The sequence below is a fragment of the Mesorhizobium ciceri WSM4083 genome (assembly GCF_000519305.1).
Classification (GTDB): Bacteria; Pseudomonadota; Alphaproteobacteria; order Rhizobiales; family Rhizobiaceae; genus Mesorhizobium; species Mesorhizobium ciceri_B.
In genome coordinates, this window is record NZ_KI912610.1 from 283,912 (window position 1) to 301,572 (window position 17,661).

The following is a 17,661-nucleotide window of genomic DNA, read 5'->3' on the forward strand; positions in this document are numbered from 1 at the left end:
GGAATCGGCACGAGAAGCACCCATCCCCGGCACCGCCGGGGATGGGTGGATGTGACGGGTTCAACAAGAATTGTACGGGCATTAGACACGGCTCATTGAATCGCGAGCCCAGCCACCCCAAATTCGGTGCTGGGCGTTCCCTGCCCCGTCCCGACTCCAGCGGGACGCATTGAACCCCGTCGGACCTTGTTCGGCGGGGTTTTTTGTCTTGCAAACGGTGGCGGCCTAGCCGAATAGGGCCATTGTCTGAGAGATAACCAGCCGGAATCATCCCATGAAGCGTCTCGAACTCGCCATCGAATCGATCATTCTCGCTTCACGCTGGTTGCTCGTCGTTTTCTATATCGGCCTGGCCCTGGCATTGGCCGTCTATGCGCTGTCATTCGGCAAGAAGCTTTATGAGTTCATTACCCTGGCGTTCACGCTCGATGACACCGACACCATCCTGAAGATGCTCGGCCTCATTGATGCAGCACTTGTCGCTTCGCTGGTGGTGATGGTCATCATCTCGGGCTACGAGAATTTCGTCAGCCGCTTCGACGACCAGGACGGCGGCGACGACGGCGTGCATTGGCTGGGCACGATCGATGTCGGTTCGCTGAAGGTCAAGGTCGCCTCGACCATCGTCGCCATCTCGTCCATCCACCTTTTGCAGGTGTTTTTGAACTCGTCGACCTACACGACCGACCAGTTGATGTGGCTGACCATCATCCACCTCGCCTTCGTCGTCTCGGCCTTCATGCTCGCCTATATCGACCGGCTGATGGGCCTGAGCAAAGGCAAGAAGGACGAGGCGTGAGCCTGCGCCTGCCGGACATGAATCAGTCCGGCAGGGTTGGCGCCCTATCGCTTTGTTTGAGCGAGGCTTTGCCGTGGCTCAGCCACGGCGGACGGCTTAGCTCGACGCTCACAATAACGCGGATCTAGTAGATGCTCTTGATCTTGCTGTCCGTGCGGGCAAACACCTCATCAGGGACAAAGAAATCGCCGGCCAAAGGCCCGGTCGCACCTGGCGCATAGGCTGAAAAATCGCTGACGCCGTCGGCGCGCAGCACCTCCTCGTCGATGTAGAAATTACCTGTTGTCTCGCGCGCCGGGCGCATGAAGATGGCATGCGCGGCGTCGGCCATGATGTCGGGCAAACGGCTCATCGCCGCCACCGTCGCGCCGCCGAGCAGATTGCGCACCGCCGCCGTGTCGATGGTCGAGATCGGCCACAGTGAATTGACGGCGATGCCGTCCTTGGCGAACTCCGCACTCATGCCCAGCGTGCACATCGACATGCCGAACTTGGCCATCGTGTAGGCAACGTGATTCCTGAACCACTTGGCCTTCATGTCGAGCGGCGGCGCCAGATTCAGGATGTGAGGATTTTGCGCCAACTTCAGGTGCGGAATGCACATTTTGGACACCAGGAAGGTGCCGCGCGTGTTGATCTGATGCATCAGGTCGTAGCGCTTCATGTCGGTCTCCAGCGTACCGGTGAGCTGGATGGCGCTGGCATTGTTGACACAGATGTCGATGCCGCCGAATTTTTCCACGGTCCTGGCGACCGCCTCGGCCACCTGCGCCTCCTCACGGATGTCGCACAGCACAGGCAGCGCTTTGCCGCCGGCCTGCTCGATCTCTTCGGCCGCCGTATAGATCGTGCCCGGCAGCTTCGGATGCGGCTCGGCGGTCTTGGCGGCGATCGTCACATTGGCGCCGTCACGCGCGGCGCGCAACGCGATCGCCAGCCCGATGCCGCGCGACCCGCCGGAGATGAACAGCGTCTTTCCCTTGAGCGACATTTCCTTGCGCCTCCCTTGCAACACAACAGGCGCAAACCTTTGCGCGGCGGGCGACCACAGCGCAAGACCCGACACGCTGGACACCGCGTTACGCAGCGTAGGGTTTACGACTAAACCAGCACCAGCCCCTGCCGCATCGCAATGGCGATCGCGTCGGTGCGGTTGGCGGCGCCGAGCTTGATCAGGATCGCGGCGACGTGGAACTTCGCCGTGTGCACGGAAATGTTGAGCCGCCGCGCGATCACCTTGTTGGGCGCACCCTCGGCCAGCAGCGCCAACACTTCCGCCTCGCGTGGCGACAGCGAAGGCCGGGTGGCATGCTCGTCGGAGGCTTCATCCTCGAACGGCTCGCCATCGCCGGCATGGAAATCCTCTTGGCGTCTGCCATCGCTCGAGACGCGATAGCCGGCCGCAGCCAGCCGCGCAGCCGCGGCGATCAGCAAATCGTCCACGCTCAATGGCAGTACCGCCATGACCTGACCGACAGCCCGATCGCCAGCGGCGCGTCCCGACAGCAGCACCCTTGGAATGGAGGCCGGCACCTCACCGCTCCGGTTGTCAACGATGGCGACGTCGGCCCTGCCGGCCACCACCGGCAGCAGGTCATCGCTCGCGGCCAACGAAGCCGCCAGGCGCTCGGCGCGTGACGCATCGCCAAGCGCAATCAGCACCACCAGCCGCCGCGAGACGGCACCGTCATGCATGATCCTGTCGCTGGTGAGCGTGTCCATGGATGCCCTCAGCTCAGCGGCTTTTCGCCGATTGTCAGCGCGACATCGCGCTGTTCGCCGCCGCGCACGACACCGAGCGTAACCGAAGCGCCGGCACTGTCGGGTCCGAGCCTGCGGATCAGGTCCCGCGGGCCGTGCACCGCCTCACCGTTCCACGCCACGATGATATCGCCAAGAGAGAGACCGGCGGCCTTCGCGGGACCGTCGTCATCGAGGCTCATCACCATCGCGCCGTGCGCGTCGCGGTCGCGTACCGGATGCAGGCCGGCGCCTAGATAGCCGCGCGCGACATGGCCTTTCTCACGGAGGGTCGCGACCGCCCGCTCGATCGTCTCGTACGGCATCACCAGCGCCCTGTGGCGCGGTCCGAACAACAGCATGCCGATCAGCGCACCCTTGGCGTCGAGAACCGGGCCGCCCTCGAAACGGCCGCCGGCGCCGACGGCAAGATTGATGCGCCGGTCGATGGTGCCGCCGCGCATCGAGCGCCAGGCCGGGCCGACTTCGCCCACCGAGCCCGAAACAGCCAAAGCGGAACCGTCACTGCTGCCGATGGCAATGGCGATGTTGCCCGGCCGCACCGCGTCAGCCTTGGCCAACGGCACGGCGTTGACAGCCCCGGCGGGCTTCAGCAAGGCGACGCCGGTCGATGGATCGCGGCCAACCAACTCGGCCTTCACCGTCTCGCCCGAGGCCAGCACCAACTCGATCTCCTCGCCGGCCTCGACAGCCTCTTCAGCGGTGACGAAATAGCCGTCACGCCAGTGGAAGGCGCTTGCCGTGCGGTGATGATGCGTGGCGAAGCCAGCCGTTGCCGGCGCCGCTTGTGCCGCGAGATCGGCGATGGCTTGCGAAAACGCACTCAGATTGAAATCGGTCATGTTGGTCTCCTGGGTTCATCCATGCCCCAGATATCGCTCGACAGCGCGTCCAGAGGTACTCGCCTGACGGCTAGTTGCCGGTTTGACTGGCCATCTGGTCAGGTCGCTGCGGTTCCAGCCGCTCCGCACATATAGTCACGATCAAGCCTGAACACACGGAGCCCTCCCATGGCCCTCGCCGCCGCCAAATTCCAAACCGATGATACGTTGCTCGACGCGTATTCGACGACCGTTGCGGACGCCGTCGACCGCATCGGCCCGGCCGTCTGCCGCATCGAGCGCGTTGGCGGTCAGGGCGGCCATGGCTCCGGCTTCGTCATCGCGCCGGACGGGCTGGTGGTCACCAATTTCCATGTCGTCGGCGACGCCAGGACAGTGCGCGTCTCGATGCCGGACGGGTCGTCGAGCGAAGGCCGCGTGCTTGGCCGCGATCCCGACACCGACATCGCGCTGGTGCGCGCTGACGGCAGCTTTGCCGATGTGGCACCGCTAGGCGACTCCAAGCGGCTGCGGCGTGGCCAGATCGCCATTGCCATCGGCAATCCGCTCGGCTTCGAATGGACTGTCACCTCGGGCGTCGTCTCGGCGCTCGGCCGTTCCATGCGCGCCTCCACCGGCCGGCTGATCGACGACGTCATCCAGACCGACGCGGCGCTCAACCCCGGCAACTCCGGCGGGCCGCTGGTGTCGTCGGCCGGCGAGGTCATCGGCGTCAACACCGCTATGATCCATGGCGCGCAAGGCATCGCCTTCGCGGTCGCCTCCAACACCGCCAATTTCGTCATTTCGGAGATTATCCGCTTCGGCCGCGTGCGCCGCGCCTTCATCGGCGTCTCGGCCGACACCGTCAATCTGCCGCGACGCGCCGCGCTCCTGTCGCAAGTGTCGACCAATACCGCGGTGCGGCTGCGCAGCGTCGAGAAGGATGGCCCGGCGGCCAAGGCCGGCTTGAAGGAGGGCGACATCATCGCCGCAATAGACGGCCGCCCGGTCACCGGCGTCGACGACCTGGTGCGCGTGCTCGACGCCGAGCGCATCAGCCGCGAGACGCTGTGCACGGTAGTGCGCCGCACCGGCGTCAGCCAGGTGACGGTGACGCCGGTCGCAAGGGCAAGTTGAGGCCGTTCGTCTTCTCGTCTAGGCAGCGGCCCCTTCAACGAATTGAGCCAGAAACTCCGGGCTGGGCGGGATCGGCTTGATGACGTCGATCAGCACGCCATTGGGGTCCTTGGTGATGAAATGGCGCTGGCCGAAGGGCTCGTCGCGTAGAGAGCGCAGGATCGGCAGGCCGGCGGCGACGATCCGCTCATAGACGGCGTCCGGGTCGCGAACCTCGAAATTGATCAGCAGGCCCGAGGTGCGGCCCCGCCCCTCTTCCGGGATCGTTTCATGGTCGCCTTGGACGATGCCGAGATTGACGCGTTTGTTGTCCACCGATTGCAGATGCACATACCAGTCGCTTTCGAACAGCGGCTGGAAGCCGAAATACTCGACATAGAACGCCGTCGTGCCGGCGACGTCGCCGGTCATCAGCACCGGGTAATAGCTCGTCGTCTTCATCTTTCCTTCTCCCGTCAATTAACATACAGTCTGCATGTAGATTGAATTAACATACAGGCTGCATGTATGCAACGCGATTCCGCGCGTCGTTCCAACCGTGACCGCACCGAGGCGACGCGCGCCGATCTGATTGCCGCGGCGCGAAAGCTGTTTACGGAAAAATCCTATGCCGAGACCGGCACGCCGGAGATCGTCGCTGCCGCCGGCGTGACGCGCGGCGCGCTTTACCATCACTTCGCCGACAAGCAGGCGCTGTTTGCCGCCGTGGTCGAGCAGGAGGCGACAGCGGTCGCCGAGGAGATCGAGCACGCCTCGCCCCCATCGCTCAATGCCCGGGACGCACTGATTGCCGGTTCCGACGCCTATCTCACCGCCATGCGCGCGCCAGGCCGCACGCGTCTGCTGCTGCTCGACGGCCCGGCCGTGCTTGGCCGCGCCGCCATGGACGCGATCGACAACCGCCACGGCAACCGTTCGCTGCGCGAAGGGCTGGTCGCGGCGATGCGGGCGCAAACGATGACGAGATTGCCGGCCGACGCGCTGACCGCCCTGCTCGGCTCCGCCTTCGACCGCGCCGCCCTGGCCATCGAGGCCGGTGCGTCAGCTCAGGACTACCGCGCCGTGCTCATGGCGCTGATCGATGGCCTCTCTCTTCCTCAGGCACCTCGCCCGGCTCGAACTCGTTGAAGCAGCCGAGCTGGCGCTTGAACTGGTCGATCAGCCAGGCCGCCGCCGGCTTCGGGCTGCGATCGTTGCGGTGCATGGCAAACAGCGGCGAGCTCACCTCCCTGAAGGATTCGAGGTCGATTTCGACCAGCCGGCCAGTCGCCAGGTCGTCTGCTATCAGCCAGCGCGGCAGCCCGCCCCAACCCAGCCCCTCGCGCATCAGCATATGCTTGGTGCGCACATCCGTCAGCCGCCAGGTGCGGTAGGCGAAGACACCGAAGTCGCGCCCCTTGGTGCGCTCCGACTGGTCGGTGACGACAAGCTGCGTGTGTTCGCGCGCATCCTCGATCGCCACCGGCTTCGGCAGCAGGGCCAGCGGATGGCTGGGCGCGGCGGCCAGCACGATCGACATGAAGCCGATGCGCACGAGATGCACATCGACATCGCCCAGCAGGCCGCCAATGCCAAGGTCGGCCTGCCCGCTGACGACATGATCGGGGATCAGGCCGAGCGTACCGATATGCAGGCGCAGCATCACGGTCGGAAACTGCGCCTCGAACGCCTTCAGCACCCGCACCAGCACCGGCGACGGCAACGCTGCGTCGACCGACAGCGCGACTTCAGCCTCGAGCCCTTGATGATGGCCGTCGACGCGCGAGCGGATGCGCTGCAGCACGCCGATCATGCGCCGCGCATCCTCCAGCATCGCCCGGCCGATCTCGGTCAATTGCGGCTCGCGGGTACCCTCGCGCTCGAACAGTTTCAGCCCCAGCTGCGCCTCGAGATTGGCGATGCCGTAGCTGATCACGGACTGTGCCCGGTTGAGCCTGCGGCCGGCGGCCGAGAAGCTGCCGGCTTCGGCGACTGTCACAAAGATCTGAAGTTGATCGAGCGTCGGGTTGGGCTGCATCGTGATATCTAACTTATAGATGGGTCGTATAGAAAATATACCAGTTTATTGAATGGATCGAAAGCCCCATATCTGGCGGGACAAATCATTCCAACCGCTGGAGAGCCCAAAATGTCCATTCTTCTCATTACTTCGAGCCCGCGCGGCGCCGCCTCCCATTCGACCCGCATCGCTACCGAATTCGCCGAAAAGCTCGTCGCCGCCGATCCGTCGAACACGCTCGTCGTGCGCGACCTCGTCGCCAATCCGCTCCCCCATATCGACGCCGACTACGCCAGCGGCATCTACGTGCCGGCGGAAGCCCGCACTGCGCGCCAGGCTGAGGTCGTCGGCGTCTCCGATGTGGTGCTCGACGAACTGTTTGCCGCCGACACCGTGATCCTGGCCACAGGCTTCATCAACTTCAACATCTCCTCGACGCTGAAGTCCTGGGTCGATCACATCTCTCGTTCCGGCAAGAGCTTTTCCTATGGCGAGAACGGCCCCAAGGGTCTCGTCACCGGCAAGAAGGTCTATATCGTGCTGGCTTCGGGCGGCATCTATTCGGAAGGCGCTGCCGTGCAGTTCGATCACGCCATTCCCTATTTGCGCGGCGTGCTCGGCTTCCTCGGCATGACCGATGTCGATGTCATCCGCATCGAAGGTGTCGGCATGGGCCCTGACGCGGTGACCGCAGCGCTCGCCAAGGCGACCGCCAAGGTCGATGCCGTGGTGGCTGCCAGCCGTGGTGTCGCGGCGGCGGCGTAAAGAGCCGAAATTTGTCCGCATCGAAAGGCAGGCGTGCGCGCCTGCCTTTTGCGTTCTAGCCGATGAAATGTCGGAGCAGACCCGCCGAAGCGACCCCGATCAGCACAGTCGGCAGCATGGAAAATCGCGTGGCTGCGACTAAGGTAATGGCTAGCGCCAGAAGGTCGGCCGGATTGCTCGACACAAAGGCGGGCGCGATGACAGAGATCAGCACGCAACCGGGTGCCGCTTCCATCACAGCCGTGGCACGCCCGCTGAGCGTGCGGTTGCGCAGCACGACATAGCCGCCGATGCGCGTGAGATAAGTGACGCCGGCCATCAGCACGATAGTGAGAAGGGTCACGCCATCGATCATGCATCACCCGCCATCAGCCAGGCCGCGACCAGTCCCGACATGGCGCCCGCGGCGACATACCAGGCACCGGGAACGAAGAGATAGACCATTGCCGCAACGACCAGGCTGACCAGCCAGGGCCGCGCCGCCGCCATACCCGTCCACATGCCGCGCATCAGCACCAGGAAGACAGCCGGGAACGCCATGTCGAAACCATAAGTCCCGACGTCGCCGAGCATTGGACCGAGCAAGGCACCCAGCGTGGTGAAGGCCACCCAGGTGAGATACATCGCCAGCGCCGCGCCCATATAGTAGCGCGGGCTGAAGGCCGGCGTGATGCCGGCAGCAGTGCGCTGTTTGGCATCGGCCAGGCCCAGTGCCCAGCTTTCATCGCACATAAAGAAAAGCGCCGGAAACACCTTGCGCCGTGGCAGGTGGCGCAGGAACGGCGCCAGTGCCGCACCCATCAGCAGGTGACGGCTGTTGACCAGGAAGGTGATGGCGACGATGAGCACGACGTGCGGCGGCGACGTCCACAATTGGATCGCCGCGAATTCCGAGCCGCCGGCGAAGTTCAGTCCTGTCATCGCGGACAGTTCGACCGTGCTCAGCCCTTTTTGCGTGGCCTGGGCGCCGAGCACCAGCGCATAGGGGATGGTGCCAAACAGCACCGGCGCGCAGGAAGCCACGCCACGGCGGAACTCGGATCTCGAACCGTCGCCCGCCGTCTCGACTGCCTGTGAAATGCTCATGGCTATCCATCAGCTGGCCTCGCGGCCGCCGCTTCCCTGTGTTTGAAATCAACTGATGTCGGCGGCAAACATACCGATATCGGCTCGCAATTTGGTTGCGAAGATTGTTGTCTTTCACCGAATTTTGGCATTGAGTGTCACAAATCACAGAATAGATGGAATCCAAAGCCATGAAGCTGGATGAGATCGACAAGCGGATCCTGCGGGCGCTGCAACGCGACGGCCGCATGGCCAACAACGATCTGGCCAATGAAGTCGGGTTGTCGCCATCGCCTTGCCTGCGGCGCGTGAAACTGCTGGAGGAGGCTGGTGTCATCGACCGCTACGTCGCCGTGCTCAACCCGGCCAGCATCGGCAAGGGTCTGACCTTCTTCACCCGCATCTGGCTGAAGACGCAGGACGAGGACACGATCGAGCATTTCGCCACCGAAGTCGCCAAGCTGCCGCAAGTGATGGAGTGCTATTTGATGCTCGGCGATTGCGACGCCATGGTGCGCGTGGTGGCGGCCGGCATCGACGATTACCGCCGCTTCCAGTCGGAGCATCTGAGCCGCATCAAGGGCGTGCAGAACGTCAAGACCGACGTCCCCAGCCAGACGATCAAATACACGTCGGAACTGCCGATCTGAGCTACCGAAAACGGCGTCACGCCAAACTGGATAAAAAATGCAACCGGATTGTAGGATCGAACCCGGTGCCGGCGTCCTTCGGGTGCAAGCAGCGCGCAGCGCTGCCCTCTGGCATGGGAGATTTGAATGAGCCTTTCCTATCGTTGGGTCATCGTCGCCGCTGGCGCGCTGATGTCCTGTGTCGCCATCGGGACGATGTTTTCGCTGGCGATCTTCCTGGAGCCGATGGCGATCGACACCAACTGGTCGCGCGCCGGCATTTCCAGCGCCATGACGCTCAACTTCCTGGTGATGGGCCTTGGTGGCTTCGCCTGGGGTGCGATATCGGACCGTTTTGGCGCCCGCATCGTCGTGATGATCGGCGCGGTGCTGCTCGGGTTGGCGCTGGTGCTGGCCAGCCGCGCCGGTTCGCTGCTGAGCTTCCAGATCACCTATGGCGTGCTGGTCGGTCTCGCGGCAAGCGCCTTTTTCGCGCCGATGATCGCGCTGACCACGGGCTGGTTCGACACCAACCGCAGCCTTGCCGTCTCACTGGTCTCGGCCGGCATGGGCGTGGCGCCGATGACGATTTCGCCCTTCGCCCGCTGGTTGATCTCCGCCTATGACTGGCGAACCGCCATGTTCGACATCGGCATTACCGCTTGGGTGCTGCTGTTGCCGGCGGTGCTGCTGGTGCGCCAGCCGCCGAAGCCCGTCGTGGCCGATACCGGCTCCGCGCCGGTTGCCGAAGGCGCCGGCCTGACGGTCGGCCAGGCGCTGCGCTCGCCGCAATTCATCGTGCTCGGGCTGACCTTCTTTGCCTGCTGCGCGGCACATTCCGGGCCGATCTTCCATATGGTCAGCTACGCCATGCTGTGTGGCGTCGCCCCCATGGCAGCGGTTTCGATCTACAGTGTCGAAGGCCTGGCAGGCCTCGGCGGCCGGCTCTTCTACGGCGTGCTGGCCGACCGGTTGGGCGTCAAGCCGGTGCTGATCGCGGGCCTGGCGATCCAGGCGATCGTCATTGCCGCCTATCTCTCGATCAGCCGGCTTGAGCAGTTCTACATGCTGGCCATTATCTTCGGTGCCACCTATGGCGGCGTCATGCCGCTCTATGCGGTGCTGGCGCGCGAATATTTCGGCCAGCGCATCCTCGGCACCGTGTTCGGCGCCGCCACCATGCTGTCCAGCCTCGGCATGGCGCTGGGACCGCTTGCCGGCGGCATGGTGTTCGACGCCTACGCCAACTATTCCTGGCTGTTTATCGGCTCGGCTCTTATCGGGCTCGGCGCGGTCGGCATCGCCATCGCGTTCCCGCCACTGCCGCGCAGGGAGTTGCAGCCGGCTTAGCCCGGGTCGATTTCCCAAACCTTGCTGGCCAGGCGCACAGTCAGCCTGGTCCGTTCGGTTCGCCGCGGATCCTGTCCCCTGTTTCATCCGTTCCCCCTTGTGCGAGTACGGAAGTCCATGGCCAACGTTTGCACCGACCGACGACTTCGCGCACCCGTCCACACCAGTGAGGGTACCATTTGAGCCGAAGGCGCGCGGCTCCGCCACGGCCAGGCTTGAATGGCAGGCAACGGGCGATGGATCGAAAAGCTCTCTTAAGCATTTAAGCTTTGGCTAATAGTAGCCTCAGGAGAGAAACGATGAAAAAGACGCTGCTCATTTTGAGCCTGCTCATTCCGCTCTCGGCGTGCTCCCGTACCGAACAAGGCGCCGCCATCGGCGGCTTGGGTGGCGCGGCCGTAGGCGCCGCGGTGGCCGGAGACCCTGTGCAAGGGGCGGTTGTAGGCGGTGCGGTCGGAGCGATAGCCGGGGCCGTCATCGGCCACGCCAGCGAAGCCGGCCAGTGCAGATATCGCGATCGGTACGGCCGGGTTTACGTTGCAAGGTGCCCGGACGGTTACTGATCTCAAGGCGCGTGATCTCCTTCGATCACGCGTCTGCCAGGAGTAGTCGAATGGCCTATCGGATCAAAAAGTTGCCGGGTTTCTTGTTTGCCGCTGTCGGCGCTGCCGCGTTGAATATCGCGTCCACGATTGCGATTTCGGCCGCGCCGGTTGATGCGAAGACGATTGCCGATCACTTCTCATCGGTGAAATCCATGTCAGGGGATTTCGTGCAGTCGGGCCCGAAGGCGGAGAAAAAACATGGCAGGTTTTTTCTCCAACGCCCAGGCAAGATCCGGTTCAATTATGCAGGCCAATCTGGGATCAGCGTGATTGCGGATGGTAAATCCCTGGTGGTTTACAACAGGAAACTGAAGACATCGCGGCTCTATGCTCTCTCGAAGACGCCGCTCAAGCTGCTGCTCGACAACAAGGTCGACTTCTCCGGCAGTCGCCTCAAAAGCATCAGAGACGACGGCGCTCAGATCATCGTCAAGCTGGCCGACAGATCGGCTTTCGGCAATTCGAACATCTCCATGGTGTTCGACAGAAAATCGCTCGATCTGCGCAGATGGAGCCTCACCGACGAGAAGGGACTTACCACAACGGTGACTATATCAAATGTGAGGCAGGGCGTTCGCGCTCCCGAGGGCACCTTCGTTATCGACTATGCGGCAAACCGTGAATTCAACACGACAACGAAATAGCCGCAGCCACATTCACAGCCGGAACCAATATGATCAGCGACGGTTTAGTCCATGAAGGGACCGGAACCGCAAAGGACGCGGTACAATGATTGAAATTCACAGCATCGAAGCGGCCAACGCCAGACTGCGCATTAAGAGAGCTGAGCACTCTCTGAAGCGCGCCAATGACTTGCTGGACGAGGAAGGCGGCGTCGCTCTTAACCTGGCATTGTGCGGCCGGATAAGGGCCGCGAGAAGGAACCTGATCGAGGCCAGGACCCGCCTGATGACCATCGATCCCGCCAGGACGAGTTGATCCGCTGGCGGTCGGAGGTCAACCCGGAACGAGAGGGCTAGCGTGGCGCGAAGCCCGCATGGTTAGGCAGTGATCTGCTGGCGGTGATCTACCCAAAAATCCGCTCGCCCTGCTCGTCGACCAATTGGATGCCCTTCTTGATCGAGATGTCGACGGCATCGTCGAGCCCGGCGAAGCGGTCGGCGCGGATGAATTTGTGTTCCTTCACCACGCCGTCGATCTCCTTGGAGACGACGCCGCACGTCTGGTACTGGCCATCCGCCTTGTAGGGCGTGGCGCTGACCAGGAAGCCCTTGTGCTCCACCTGCTTGGCTGGCGCTGCACTCGTCGGCTCGGCCGTCTGGGTTCCGCCGCCGCCACCGCCGAAAAGACGCTTCAGAAAAGACATCGGACTTCCTCCAACAGCATTCATCCCGCACCATGTAGAGTGAGGCGGGATGAATTTCACTATCGGTCCTTGGCGCAGCGGGCAAGGGCGGCGTCCCATGGCCGGACGAGCTTACTTGTGCGACAGCGCCTCCAGCGCCTCGGCGGCGGCTTCGAGGATGGCGATCGCCTCGGCCTGCTTGTCGGCCGGGGCGTCGACAAAGTCGCCCAGAGCCGCGCGCAGCCGGTGGCGGACTGCGCGGAATTCGTCGCGCGCTTCCGAACGATCCCCGCGGCCGCCACGACGCCCGCCCTCTTCGCTCTCGTCGTTCCAGCCGAACCAGTCGCGCGCCTTGGCCATTTTGCGGCCGAAGCGCTCGAGATGGTCGAGCACGCCGTCGATCATCTCGCGGTTGTCAGCGAGATGCGCCTGGCCCGCTTCGGTGATCGAAAACACCTTCTTGTTGCCGTCGGCGGCGGAGGCGGCATAGCCGGCCTCTTCCAGGAAGGTCAGGGTCGGGTAGACCACGCCCGGGCTCGGGCTGTAGATGCCGCTGGTGCGCTCTTCCAGGGCCTTGATGATGTCGTAGCCGTGGCGCGGTGCCTCGGCCAGCAGCGACAGCGTGATCAGCTTGAGGTCGCCATCGGCCAGCATGCGCCCGGCGCGGAACATGTCGCCCGGGCCGCCGCGTCCACCGCCACGACCGCCATGTCCGAACGGGCCGAAGCCGCCGCCCCCTCTGCCACCAAATTTGCCGCCGAATTTGCCGGCCATGTGCATGAACATGCGTTCGCCGAAATGGTTGTTCCCAAAATGTTTGTGCATCGATTGCTCCTTGAGTTGTATCTTACGATATATCTTAATTAGGCAGGACAATCGAGAGAGTCAAGATATATCTTACGATGTATCTGAATGTGGCGCCAGAGGCTTGCTTTCGCTCCGCGAGCCGGCCAGCCGATAGCGCGCACGAAAGGTCCGGAGATGTCCTCCGGACCTTTGCGCTTCTGGTCATCAATGACGAACGGCTACCAGCGGCCCTTGCGGCGGTTCCAGGCATGGAGAAGATCGGCGAAGCGGTCGTAGGCAAAGCGTGTCACCGGCAAGGCAACCGGATTGCCGAACACCATCGCCAGCCAGCCTTCGCCCGGCGTGACCTTCCACACGGCGATGGCAACGTCGGCGCCGACCAGCAGCCTGCCCGCCGCATCGGTGGCGTGCAGCCGGCGGCGGATGTCCTCAAGCGACGCGCCATGTCCGGCAAGCGCTGCGGGTTCAAGATTGATGTCTCGGAACTCGATCCGCCCGGCCTTGACCGCCTCGATCAGCCGCCGCTTCTGCCTGCTGATACCGGCATCGCAGACCGGGCAGCGCGTGTTGTACCAGACGGTCAGCATTTAGCCGTGGCCATGCCTGTGGTGCAGGTCGGGATAATGCGGATGCCGGTGGCGCATCGGGGCATGCCGGTGCCAGTGCGAATGCGGCTCGCTCACCGGCCCGTCATGATGGTGCTGGTGGTGCTCGTCATGCACATGGCTGTGCTCGTGTTCCAGTTCCTCATGATCGTGCTCGTGCTCATGGTGTTCCGACAGATGCAGCCACAGGCCAACGCCCATCAGAAGTCCGGCGGCCGCAAGCTTGAGCGTGACGGCGTCACCCAGGATGGCGATTGCCAGCAACGCGCCGATGAAGGGAGCGAGCGAGTAATAGGCCCCTGTCCGCGCGGTGCCGAGATGACGCAGCGCCACGATGAACATCACCAGGCTGACCCCGATGCCGAAGAAACCGACTGCGGCGGTCGCTGCAATGACCGACGTCGGGGGAAACAAGGCGCCGCCGGCAAGCGCCAGCCCGACATTGACGACACCCGCCACCAGCCCTTTGAGCATGGCGATCACCACCGGGTCGGTGGCCGAGATCCTGCGCGTGAAATTGTTGTCGATCCCCCAGGCCAGACAAGCCCCTGCCACCAGCAGGGCGCCACGATTGAAGGCTACGCCCTCACCTTGCCACGACAGAAGAACGGCGCCCGCCAGAATGGCGAAGGCGCCAAACAGCAGGCGCCGGTCGACATTCTCGCGATAGACGAGCCAGGCGATCGCCATCGTCGCCAGCCCTTCCAGGTTGAGCAGCAGCGCCGAACTGGACGCCGTGTTGAGGGTCAAGCCGAACATCAGCAGCACCGGCGCGATGACGCCGCCCATGCCGATGGCCAGCGCCAGCCAGGGAATATCCCCGGCGGTCAGTTGCGCCTCCCCGGCCGCGGCCTGCCTGCCCCGAAGCAGGCGGTACAGAGCCAGGCCAAGACCAGCACCGAGATAGAGCAGCCCGGCCAGCATGAAGGGATTGACGCCATCGAGCAGCAGCTTGCTGAGCGGCGGCGTCGCCCCGAACAGGACGGCCGAGCCAAGCGCGAGCGGCACGCCGGGCCACAGATGCGAATGAGAATGCGGTTCGGACATGGCTGTATCCTAGCGCACGTTAGCCAAAGGTGGCGACGCGCTTCACGCGCTGTTTCGTCACGGCTCTACCCGAGCGAGGTGATGATCTCGCGGTAGGCTAATTCGGGAAAGGCCTTCAGCGTCCGCGTCCTCACATTACCCGCTGCCGCCAGCATCAGCGAGAAGCGCGCCAGCACCGCGTCGTCAGGCGCTTCGACCACCGCCACCATGTCGTATTCGCCCATGGTCAGGTAAAACGCCTTGAACGATCCGCCCATGTCTCCCAGCTGCCTCCTGGCGGCGTCGAGCCGCTTCGGTGACTCGCGCACGTTTCTGGCACCCTGCTCCGTCCAGTTCATCAGCACGATGTAGCTTGTCATGGCACACCTCCCTCCGGGGCCACGGAGCACGGCGGCTTCGCCGGGGCGGGCATCCGGGTTGTCGCCCAGAAAATGCATCCGACACCGAAATTATCCTACCGAAGGGCCTCGCCCGCAAGAGTGCGTCCCACAACAAAAAAAGGGCGCCATCGGCGCCCTTGAACTCTTTGCATTGGTAAGTCTCAGCTATCCAGGAAGCTGCGCAGCTTGCGCGACCTGCTCGGGTGCTTGAGCTTGCGCAGCGCCTTGGCTTCGATCTGGCGGATACGCTCGCGGGTGACCGAGAACTGCTGGCCGACTTCTTCCAGCGTGTGGTCGGTGTTCATGCCGATACCGAAGCGCATTCTGAGCACGCGCTCCTCGCGCGGCGTCAGCGAGGCCAGCACGCGCGTGGTGGTCTCGCGCAGATTGGCCTGGATCGCCGCGTCGATCGGCAGGATCGCCATCTTGTCCTCGATGAAATCGCCCAGATGCGAATCCTCCTCGTCGCCGACCGGCGTCTCGAGCGAGATCGGCTCCTTGGCGATCTTCAAGACCTTGCGCACTTTTTCGAGTGGCATGGCGAGCTTTTCGGCCAGTTCTTCCGGCGTCGGCTCGCGGCCGATCTCGTGCAGCATCTGGCGGGAGGTGCGCACGATCTTGTTGATCGTTTCGATCATGTGCACCGGAATGCGGATGGTGCGCGCCTGATCGGCGATCGAACGCGTGATCGCCTGCCGGATCCACCACGTCGCGTAGGTCGAGAACTTGTAACCACGGCGGTATTCGAATTTGTCGACCGCCTTCATCAGGCCGATATTGCCTTCTTGGATCAGGTCGAGGAACTGCAAGCCGCGATTGGTGTATTTCTTGGCAATGGAGATGACGAGGCGCAGATTGGCTTCGACCATTTCCTTCTTGGCGATCGCCGCTTCGCGCTCGCCCTTCTGCACCTGGTTGACGATCTTGCGGAATTCCAGGATCGAGATCGCCGTTTCGGTGGCGAGGTTCTGGATCTCGGCGCGCAGGTCCTTGATCGCATCCTTCTCGTTCTTGGTGAATTCCTTCCAGCCGCGCGAGGTCAGATTGCCGATCGCGCGCGTCCAGTTCGGGTCGAGTTCGGAGCCCTGATATTCCTTCAGGAACTCCTCGCGGCGCACGCCGTAGCTTTCGGCCAGCCTGAGCAGCTTGCCTTCGTTCTGCACCAGGCGCTTGTTGATGTCGTAGAGCTGCTCGACCAGTGCCTCGATGCGCGCCGTGTTGAGCGACAGCGACTTCACCGCCTTGATCAGCTGGTCCTTGAGCTCCTTCAGCCGGCGGTCCTGGCTGGGCGACAGCGTGCCGGCGGCGGCGAGCCTGTTCTCGACCTGCTGGTCCTGCAGCTTGCGCAGCTTTTTGTAGGTGTCGGCGATAACGTCGAGCGTCTCCATCACCTGCGGGCGGAGTTCCGCTTCCATTGCGGCCAGCGACAGGCTCGCTTCGTCCTCGTCTTCGTCGTCGTCATCCGTCAGCCCACGCGTATCGGCGCCGACATTGGTGATGTCGTCTTCGTCGTCGCGCGAACGGCGCGGCTTGTCCTCGACCTTGGCTTCCTCGACGCGCTCGACCACCGGCGCCTGCTTGGCCTCGGGGCCAGCATAGGTGGCTTCGAGATCGATGATCTCGCGCAGCAGGATCTTGGATTCATTGAGTTCGTCGCGCCAGATGATGATGGCCTGGAAGGTCAGCGGGCTTTCGCACAGACCCGCGATCATCGTCTCGCGGCCGGCCTCGATGCGCTTGGCGATGGCAATTTCGCCCTCGCGCGACAACAGCTCGACCGAGCCCATCTCACGCAGATACATGCGCACCGGATCGTCGGTGCGATCGGTCGGTTCTTTCTTGGTGGTGGTAGCGGCGACCGCGGTGCCGGTCTGCTCAGCCAGCTCGTTGGCGTCTTCCTCGGCGTCGGCCGCGGTGTCGGCGGCCTCGGGCTCCTCGCCCTGCTCGTCGTCCTCGACCACGTTGATGCCCATGTCGGACAGCATCGCCATCGTGTCCTCGATCTGCTCGGAGGTCACTTCCTCTGAGGGCAGCACCGAATTCAGCTCGTCCATGGTGACATAGCCGCGCTTCTTGGCGGCCTTGATCATCTTCTTGACAGCATCATCGGAAAGGTCGAGCAGAGGGCCATCGGTGGCGCCTTCGCGTTCGGTTTCGACCTCTTCCTTTTCCTTTGTCGCCATAGTCTTTATCTTCTCCTAGCGGCCGAACTTCAAAGCCGCGTAAGCTGTCGGACCAGTCAAATCGGATGCGCTCGCTTATGAAACGCGCTTCACCGGGCCAGTAACTGCATCAACTCGTTTCGTTTGGTGTATGTCGTTGCCCAAATCGGGTTTCCCCTTTTGGGCGACATGCATTAAGTCCAGATTAACCCTGATATCTGTGGCAGGCGGGCTGCCTGTCCAGTGACCAGTACCTCACATCGCTTGTTTTCCCGTGACGCGGGTTCGGGTTAACGTTTCGAATCGTCCTGATTCCGCCAATCTGCCAGAAGGTCAAGCGCCTCTCGCATGATTCGCATGAAAAAAGCGAATCAATTACCCGACTTAGCCCGTTACGCGCCATTTGGACGCGCAACGACG

Annotated in this window: 22 protein-coding genes; 9 read left to right on the forward strand and 13 right to left on the reverse strand. The window is 63.3% G+C overall.

Annotated elements, in window-relative coordinates:
• The first annotated feature begins 274 nt into the window (after window positions 1–274).
• A complete protein-coding gene (locus MESCI2_RS0127350) occupies window positions 275–799 on the forward strand; it encodes a TIGR00645 family protein (protein WP_032901401.1) in 525 nt (174 codons plus the stop codon).
• A gap of 124 nt (window positions 800–923) precedes the next feature.
• Here MESCI2_RS0127350 and MESCI2_RS0127355 read toward each other — a convergent pair whose 3' ends face one another.
• The 3 genes from MESCI2_RS0127355 to MESCI2_RS0127365 all read right to left on the reverse strand — a co-directional run bounded on the left by MESCI2_RS0127355 (window position 924) and on the right by MESCI2_RS0127365 (window position 3,402).
• Window positions 924–1,790 carry an SDR family oxidoreductase gene (locus MESCI2_RS0127355; RefSeq protein ID WP_027039252.1) on the reverse strand — a complete coding sequence of 289 codons (867 nt, stop codon included), beginning with the start codon at window positions 1,788–1,790 and terminating at the stop codon, window positions 924–926.
• A gap of 110 nt (window positions 1,791–1,900) precedes the next feature.
• Window positions 1,901–2,521, reverse strand: a complete 621-nt coding sequence (locus MESCI2_RS0127360; protein WP_027039253.1) for a helix-turn-helix transcriptional regulator — start codon at window positions 2,519–2,521, stop codon at window positions 1,901–1,903.
• Between the two features lie 8 nt (window positions 2,522–2,529).
• Window positions 2,530–3,402: a S1C family serine protease gene (locus MESCI2_RS0127365; RefSeq protein WP_027039254.1), complete on the reverse strand. Its 873-nt coding sequence runs from the start codon at window positions 3,400–3,402 to the stop codon at window positions 2,530–2,532.
• Window positions 3,403–3,570: 168 nt separating this feature from the next.
• Between MESCI2_RS0127365 and MESCI2_RS0127370 the strand changes: the two genes are divergently transcribed.
• Window positions 3,571–4,521 (forward strand): S1C family serine protease, encoded by a 951-nt coding sequence (locus MESCI2_RS0127370; RefSeq protein ID WP_027039255.1) that lies wholly within the window; start codon window positions 3,571–3,573, stop codon window positions 4,519–4,521.
• A gap of 18 nt (window positions 4,522–4,539) precedes the next feature.
• On the opposite strand, the gene MESCI2_RS0127375 is transcribed toward MESCI2_RS0127370, so the two are convergent.
• Entirely contained in the window at window positions 4,540–4,962 is a 423-nt protein-coding gene (locus tag MESCI2_RS0127375) for a VOC family protein (protein ID WP_027039256.1), read from the reverse strand.
• A 66-nt stretch (window positions 4,963–5,028) separates the two neighbouring features.
• Between MESCI2_RS0127375 and MESCI2_RS0127380 the strand changes: the two genes are divergently transcribed.
• Entirely contained in the window at window positions 5,029–5,649 is a 621-nt protein-coding gene (locus MESCI2_RS0127380; RefSeq protein ID WP_027039257.1) for a TetR/AcrR family transcriptional regulator, read from the forward strand.
• Here the strand turns inward: MESCI2_RS0127380 and MESCI2_RS0127385 are convergent.
• A complete protein-coding gene (locus tag MESCI2_RS0127385) occupies window positions 5,588–6,538 on the reverse strand; it encodes a LysR family transcriptional regulator (RefSeq protein ID WP_027039258.1) in 951 nt (316 codons plus the stop codon). The two genes, MESCI2_RS0127380 and MESCI2_RS0127385, sit on opposite strands and share 62 nt — an antisense overlap.
• Before the next feature lie 111 nt (window positions 6,539–6,649).
• On the opposite strand from MESCI2_RS0127385, the gene MESCI2_RS0127390 reads away from it, so the two are divergent.
• Window positions 6,650–7,285 (forward strand): FMN-dependent NADH-azoreductase, encoded by a 636-nt coding sequence (locus MESCI2_RS0127390; protein WP_027039259.1) that lies wholly within the window; start codon window positions 6,650–6,652, stop codon window positions 7,283–7,285.
• A gap of 55 nt (window positions 7,286–7,340) precedes the next feature.
• Here the strand turns inward: MESCI2_RS0127390 and MESCI2_RS0127395 are convergent, their stop codons facing one another.
• Together MESCI2_RS0127395 and MESCI2_RS0127400 are read right to left on the reverse strand one after the other, a co-directional pair.
• Window positions 7,341–7,640 (reverse strand): AzlD family protein, encoded by a 300-nt coding sequence (locus MESCI2_RS0127395; RefSeq protein WP_027039260.1) that lies wholly within the window; start codon window positions 7,638–7,640, stop codon window positions 7,341–7,343.
• Entirely contained in the window at window positions 7,637–8,371 is a 735-nt protein-coding gene (locus MESCI2_RS0127400; RefSeq protein WP_027039261.1) for an AzlC family ABC transporter permease, read from the reverse strand. Before MESCI2_RS0127400 ends, MESCI2_RS0127395 begins: the two co-directional genes overlap by 4 nt.
• A gap of 170 nt (window positions 8,372–8,541) precedes the next feature.
• Here MESCI2_RS0127400 and MESCI2_RS0127405 point away from each other — a divergent pair, with 170 nt between their 5' ends.
• The 5 genes from MESCI2_RS0127405 to MESCI2_RS0127425 all read left to right on the forward strand — a co-directional run bounded on the left by MESCI2_RS0127405 (window position 8,542) and on the right by MESCI2_RS0127425 (window position 11,873).
• On the forward strand, window positions 8,542–9,000 hold the full coding sequence (locus tag MESCI2_RS0127405; protein WP_013530158.1) for an Lrp/AsnC family transcriptional regulator: 459 nt from the start codon (window positions 8,542–8,544) through the stop codon (window positions 8,998–9,000).
• Between the two features lie 126 nt (window positions 9,001–9,126).
• Window positions 9,127–10,329, forward strand: coding sequence for an MFS transporter (locus tag MESCI2_RS0127410; protein ID WP_027039262.1), 1,203 nt, complete (start codon window positions 9,127–9,129; stop codon window positions 10,327–10,329).
• Between the two features lie 299 nt (window positions 10,330–10,628).
• A complete protein-coding gene (locus MESCI2_RS0127415) occupies window positions 10,629–10,892 on the forward strand; it encodes a YMGG-like glycine zipper-containing protein (protein ID WP_027039263.1) in 264 nt (87 codons plus the stop codon).
• Window positions 10,893–10,942: 50 nt separating this feature from the next.
• On the forward strand, window positions 10,943–11,578 hold the full coding sequence (locus MESCI2_RS0127420; protein ID WP_027039264.1) for an outer-membrane lipoprotein carrier protein LolA: 636 nt from the start codon (window positions 10,943–10,945) through the stop codon (window positions 11,576–11,578).
• An 85-nt stretch (window positions 11,579–11,663) separates the two neighbouring features.
• Entirely contained in the window at window positions 11,664–11,873 is a 210-nt protein-coding gene (locus MESCI2_RS0127425; protein ID WP_027039265.1) for a hypothetical protein, read from the forward strand.
• Window positions 11,874–11,961: 88 nt separating this feature from the next.
• On the opposite strand, the gene MESCI2_RS0127430 is transcribed toward MESCI2_RS0127425, so the two are convergent.
• The 6 genes from MESCI2_RS0127430 to rpoD all read right to left on the reverse strand — a co-directional run bounded on the left by MESCI2_RS0127430 (window position 11,962) and on the right by rpoD (window position 17,262).
• The gene (locus MESCI2_RS0127430) at window positions 11,962–12,261 is read right to left on the reverse strand and encodes an HlyU family transcriptional regulator (RefSeq protein ID WP_027039266.1); all 300 of its coding nucleotides are present in this window, start codon (window positions 12,259–12,261) and stop codon (window positions 11,962–11,964) included.
• Between the two features lie 111 nt (window positions 12,262–12,372).
• On the reverse strand, window positions 12,373–13,065 hold the full coding sequence (locus MESCI2_RS0127435) for a PadR family transcriptional regulator (protein WP_027039267.1): 693 nt from the start codon (window positions 13,063–13,065) through the stop codon (window positions 12,373–12,375).
• A gap of 200 nt (window positions 13,066–13,265) precedes the next feature.
• Entirely contained in the window at window positions 13,266–13,634 is a 369-nt protein-coding gene (locus tag MESCI2_RS0127440; RefSeq protein WP_027039268.1) for a thiol-disulfide oxidoreductase DCC family protein, read from the reverse strand.
• A complete protein-coding gene (locus tag MESCI2_RS0127445) occupies window positions 13,635–14,699 on the reverse strand; it encodes a DMT family transporter (protein WP_027039269.1) in 1,065 nt (354 codons plus the stop codon).
• A 65-nt stretch (window positions 14,700–14,764) separates the two neighbouring features.
• Window positions 14,765–15,058 (reverse strand): GYD domain-containing protein, encoded by a 294-nt coding sequence (locus tag MESCI2_RS0127450; RefSeq protein WP_027039270.1) that lies wholly within the window; start codon window positions 15,056–15,058, stop codon window positions 14,765–14,767.
• 182 nt (window positions 15,059–15,240) lie between these two features.
• The gene (rpoD, locus tag MESCI2_RS0127455) at window positions 15,241–17,262 is read right to left on the reverse strand and encodes an RNA polymerase sigma factor RpoD (protein WP_027039271.1); all 2,022 of its coding nucleotides are present in this window, start codon (window positions 17,260–17,262) and stop codon (window positions 15,241–15,243) included.
• Window positions 17,263–17,661 lie beyond the last annotated feature (399 nt).